Raw genomic sequence first — 3,282 nt, 5'->3', positions numbered from 1 at the left:
AGACGACGCTGCCGGTCGAAATCTACGCCGCGATCCGCAAGGGTTTCACGCCCGAGATCAACGCGGTCTCGACCATCATCATTGTCGTGTCGATGGCGCTGATGCTGCTGACGGCGCGGTTCTTCAAATTCGGCGGAGAGAAATAATGGCCGGCGTGCAGGTATCCGATGTCTCGCGCAGCTTTGGCGCGCACAAGGCGCTGGACAACGTCTCCATCGACTTCGCCGATGGCGGCTTCTACGCGCTGCTCGGGCCGTCGGGCAGCGGCAAGACCACGTTGCTGCGGCAGATCGCCGGTTTCGATTTTCCTGACTCGGGTCGCATCACCATCGGCGGCGAGAGCGTCGAGCGGGTGCCCGTCGAGAAGCGTCGTATCGGCATGGTGTTCCAGAACTATGCGCTGTTTCCCAATATGAGCGTCGCCGACAATGTCGCCTTCGGCCTGTCGGTGCGCGGCGAGGCCAGGGCGATCATCGCTGCCGAGGTGCAGCGCGCTCTCGATCTGGTGCAGCTTGGCAAGCTCGGTGGCCGCCGGCCGCATCAGCTCTCCGGCGGCCAGCGCCAGCGTGTGGCTCTCGCCCGCGCCATCGTCACCAAGCCGCGCGTGCTGCTGCTCGACGAGCCATTGGGCGCACTCGACAAGGCGTTGCGTGTCGACATGCAGATTGAGCTCAAGCGCATCCAGCGCGAGATCGGCATCACCACCATCTTCGTCACCCACGACCAGGAAGAAGCGCTGACGATGAGTGACCGCATCGGCATATTGCGCGACGGAAGGCTGGTGCAGGAAGGGCCGCCCGAGGAAATTTATGATCGGCCAAAGAGCGAGTTCGCCGCCACCTTCCTCGGCGATGCCAACATCTTTCGCGGCGATACGACGGGCGATGGCATCCGGCTGCCGGACGGCACGGCGATTGCCGCCGGCGCGGGTGCCAAGCTTGCCGCCGGCGCCAAGGCGAGCTGTGCCGTGCGCCCCGAACGCATCCGCATCGCCACGGATGCCGGAGCACCGAATGGCACCGCCAACATGCTCAAGGGGCAGGTTTCCAAGCGCATCTTCGCCGGCAACAACAGCACCTATTTCGTCGAGCGTGGCGGCCAGACGTTGAAGGTGATTGTACAGAACACGGGTGTCGACAGGCTGGCGGAAGGTCAGGACGTCGTTCTGCGCTGGTCGCCGGAGAGTACGGTGTTGATCGCGGCGGGTTAAGTGGGACTGTGGACGGATGGGATGGTTGGCGTTCCGTGGCGCCCCCTCTGTCCTGCCGGACATCTCCCCCACGAGTGGGGAGATTGGCTTTGATGGCCGGTTTCGCAAATCGCCGACGTTGCAAAAAAAAATGCGATAAGGCTCAAGCTGCCGATCTCCCCCCTCGTGGGGAGATGCCCGGCAGGGGCAGAGGGGGGCGCTGCCCCGCCATACGATCGCGTAAGTGGCTGGAGTACTGATGACGCTTGAACTGACCGCACAGGACCGAGCCATGCTCGATGGCGAGCAGGGCTCGTCCGCCGCCGCTGCCATGAAAATCCTGGCAGGGTTTTCCAATGCGGTCGGTGCGGGCAGCCTGCTCGACATTACCGGCGCCCATATCGATGGCTGTCTCTACCACGGCAAGGCCGGTCTCGATTTCGTCGAGCGGCTGGTCGAAGGCGGTGGCCGCGTTCAGGTGCCGACGACGCTGAATGTCGGTTCGTTCGATCTCATCCATCCCGGCATGGTCAAGATGCCCCTAGCGGAAGAGGTGCCGGCGCGGCGGCTGATGAAGGCGCATCTGGAACTCGGCTGCCAGGCGACCTTCACCTGCGCGCCCTACCAGACGCGCTTTCGGCCAAGCTTTGGCCAGCAGATCGCCTGGGGTGAGTCCAACGCCATCGTCTTTGCCAATTCGGTGATCGGCGCGCGCACCAACCGCTATGGCGATTTCATCGATCTGTGCTGCGCCATGACCGGCCGCGCGCCGGCCTGGGGCCTGCATCTGAGCGAGAACCGGCGCGGCCGGATCCTGTTCGAACTGGATGTTCCAGACGGCGAGCTGAGTGACAGCCTTTTCGTCGGCGTCGGGCTAATCATAGGGCAAGCGAGTGGCGACCGCGTTCCGGTGATTGCCGGTCTGCCGCGGCCGCGTGACGAGGACCAGCTGAAGGCGCTGGGTGCGGCGGCTGCAACGACGGGTGCTGTGGCGCTGTTCCATGCGGTCGGCATCACGCCGGAAGCAATGACGCTCGATGAGGCGTTCCAGGGTCATGCGCCTGACGAGACGATCCGCATCACCCGCGCCGATATCGGCCATGCGCTGGCCAGGCTATCGAGCGTGCCGGATGGCGCGCCGCTAGCGGCCGTGTCGCTCGGCACGCCGCATTTTTCGCATGAGGAATGGATGCGACTGTTGCCGTTGCTGCGCGAGGCAGCACCCGAAAGGCGCATCCCGATCTATGTCAACACGGGCCGTGCGACCCTGGCGAGACTGCAGGAGGAGGGCGCGCTGGTGGGCATGGAGGCGTTCGGTCTGATCCCGGTCGCCGATACCTGCACCTATGTCACATCGATCCTGGAACGCCTCGACGGCGTTGTGATGACCAATTCCGGCAAATGGGCGCATTACGCGCCGGGCAATATCGGCGTGTCCGTCGCCTTCGCCGAGATGGAGGATTGCATCCGCTCCGCTGCCGTCGGGCATGTCGTGCGGAGCGCCTCATGACGCGACCGGTGGAACGAACCGGCATCTTCCAGTTGGCCGGCGAAGCCAGGGGCCAGGCGCTGGTGTATTCGCAACCGCTGAGCTTCTGGGGCGGCATCGATGCCGAGACGGGCGACATAACAGACCATTCGCATCCCGGTCTCGGCCAGAATGTCGCTGGCAAGATCCTGGTCATGCCGAGCGGGCGCGGCTCATCGTCTTCATCCTCGGTCCTGGCCGAGGCGATCCGCAGGGGAACCGCGCCAACCGGGATTCTTCTGGAGCGGCCGGACCCGATCCTGGCGGTCGGCGCCATCGTTGCCGAATTTCTTTATGACATCCGCATGCCGCTGGTGGTGTGCGACATTGCCGGCATAGCTTCCGGCGACAAGATCATGATTGGTGTTGGCGAGGATGGCGAGGCGGTCATTCGCAAAGTCTAGGGACGAGCGCTTGCTAACCGAACTCAGCGCCGCCCCTCATCTGGCTGCCGCCATCTTCTCCCCGTAAACGGGGCGAAGGGGCTTGTTGCAACGCCGGCGCTGTTTTTTGTGACGTTGGTGATTGGCGAAATCATCGGCGACAGTGTCCTTCGCCCCGTTTA

At 64.1% G+C, this 3,282-nt stretch carries 3 protein-coding genes and 1 pseudogene; all 4 read left to right on the top strand.

Going from position 1 to position 3,282, the window contains the following annotated elements; all coding sequences use genetic code 11:
* Positions 1–146: pseudogene (locus tag EOC06_RS44320) on the top strand (ABC transporter permease); the annotation flags it as partial.
* On the top strand, positions 146–1,210 hold the full coding sequence (locus tag EOC06_RS34830; RefSeq protein WP_128309945.1) for an ABC transporter ATP-binding protein: 1,065 nt from the start codon (positions 146–148) through the stop codon (positions 1,208–1,210). The pseudogene EOC06_RS44320 and the gene EOC06_RS34830, both read left to right, overlap by 1 nt.
* Positions 1,211–1,448: 238 nt before the next feature.
* Positions 1,449–2,699, top strand: coding sequence for an aconitase X (locus EOC06_RS34825; protein WP_128309944.1), 1,251 nt, complete (start codon positions 1,449–1,451; stop codon positions 2,697–2,699).
* Positions 2,696–3,121 (top strand): DUF126 domain-containing protein, encoded by a 426-nt coding sequence (locus EOC06_RS34820; RefSeq protein ID WP_128309943.1) that lies wholly within the window; start codon positions 2,696–2,698, stop codon positions 3,119–3,121. The genes EOC06_RS34825 and EOC06_RS34820 overlap by 4 nt, the downstream gene beginning before the upstream one ends.
* Positions 3,122–3,282: the final 161 nt, after the last annotated feature.

The organism is Mesorhizobium sp. M7A.F.Ca.MR.362.00.0.0, from assembly GCF_004023175.1.
Lineage (GTDB): Bacteria > Pseudomonadota > Alphaproteobacteria > Rhizobiales > Rhizobiaceae > Mesorhizobium.
This window is presented reverse-complemented; position numbering and strand designations above follow the sequence as displayed.